Below are 1,479 nucleotides of genomic sequence, written 5' to 3'. Positions count from 1 at the left end.
GGGCGCATCCAGAGGTTGGGGGAGTAGGCCAAAAAAGAGGGTGCAGGGAAAATAGTCTTTGCACCCAACACAAATATTGATCATGAGCATAGCGCTCCAACTGAAGCATTGGCTAGAGCACCCCGACCCCCAAGCCTGTCTAGCCGAGTTGACAACCGCCAGAACTCTCCCAGGGCTGGTGATAGCGGCCTTACACCTTGGCTTGATGGTAGCCTGCTGGCTACTAGAGACAGAGCTAACGCGTCGAGCCAAAGCACCCCAGGCGTGGCCAAACTGTCCCCACTGTGGGAGTCGGCTGCACTCGAAAGGGTATCAGCGGCGGCAGATACAGACCTTGGTTGGTGCGATTGCCTGAAAGCGACGGGTGGGTCGCTGTCCTCGGGGATGCCCCGAGAGCCAGCGGGTGCCGCTCGACGAGGCGTTGGGCATTGCGCCCTATCAGCAGAGCAGCGAGGAATTGGTGCGCTTGGGGTGTCTGCTGAGCGTGATGATGCCTTACGCCCAGGCCAGTGAGGTGCTGCGACAGTGGAGTGGGCTGTCGGTCAGCGCATCTAGCCTGTGGAACTGGGTGCAGCAGGTGGGGCAACGAGCCGAGGCGGCTCTGGCAAAAGCCTTGGACGCTCAAGCCTCAGGCCAGACCATGACCCCTGAGCCTATCGATGAGGTGTTGGCGGCCCTGCCCTTGGCGATTGGAGCGGATGGAGTCATGGTGCCGTTTCGGCCGACCCCAAAGACGCCCGTGGGACAGGTTCAGTGGCGGGAGGTGAAAGTGGGCATTCTGGCCCGCCTTGGCACCCGGGTCACCCGGGCCGGGGAGCGTGTCCCCCAACTGCTGAGACGCCGACTGGTAGCGGTGTTGGGCACCATTGAGGCGTTCATCCCGCCTCTGCAACTTGAATCAACCCGCCAGGGCGTGGACACCGCCCCGCTCGTCGTCTGGCTGAGCGATGGTGGACGTGGCTTTTGGCGAGTCTACCGCACCTGTTTTGCCTCGGCGGTGGCCGTCCTCGATTTCTTCCATGCTGCCAGTCATCTGGCTCGGGCCACTCAGGCGCTCTTCGGCACTCTGAATTCCGCTGAGGCACAGGCCTGGTTCCGCCGCTGGCGACACCTGCTGCGCCATGGCCAGGCCTACCGGGTCCGGCAGACGTTGACCCAGTTGATTCACCTGCCGGGGTGGTCTACCGCTGCCTTCGCCACGCTGTTACAGGTACAGGCCTACTTCCAGCGCCACCACCAGCACACTCGCTATCAAACGTTTGACCGTTTGGGACTGCCGTTGGGCTCAGGCATGGTAGAAAGTGCCTGTAAATGGCTCATTCAGCAGCGCTTCAAGGGCGTCGGGATGCGCTGGAGTGAAGATGGCTTTAACCATCTCCTCTTGCTCAGGCTGGCTTGGGCCAATGACCGCTTTGATGACCTCTTTCCCTCGGTTCCAAAGTCGCTGACTGACTCTTCCCCTAACCTTTAGATACGCCC

2 protein-coding genes are annotated in these 1,479 nt (G+C 61.4%); both read left to right on the top strand.

What is annotated here, in order from left to right; genetic code table 11:
- The first annotated feature begins 82 nt into the window (after positions 1 to 82).
- Entirely contained in the window at positions 83 to 355 is a 273-nt protein-coding gene (locus IQ254_RS31050; RefSeq protein ID WP_193969986.1) for a hypothetical protein, read from the top strand.
- Between the two features lie 9 nt (positions 356 to 364).
- Positions 365 to 1,471, top strand: a complete 1,107-nt coding sequence (locus IQ254_RS31045) for an ISKra4 family transposase (RefSeq protein WP_313887632.1) — start codon at positions 365 to 367, stop codon at positions 1,469 to 1,471.
- Positions 1,472 to 1,479 lie beyond the last annotated feature (8 nt).

Origin of the sequence: Nodosilinea sp. LEGE 07088, from assembly GCF_015207395.1 — a bacterium.
Classification (GTDB): Bacteria; Cyanobacteriota; Cyanobacteriia; order Phormidesmidales; family Phormidesmidaceae; genus Nodosilinea.
This window is presented reverse-complemented; position numbering and strand designations above follow the sequence as displayed.

What these genes read in the sequence shown, in the direction of transcription:
- IQ254_RS31050 (WP_193969986.1), top strand. Translation starts at nt 83, where the DNA reads ATGAGCATAGCGCTCCAACTGAAGCATTGGCTAGAGCACCCCGACCCC.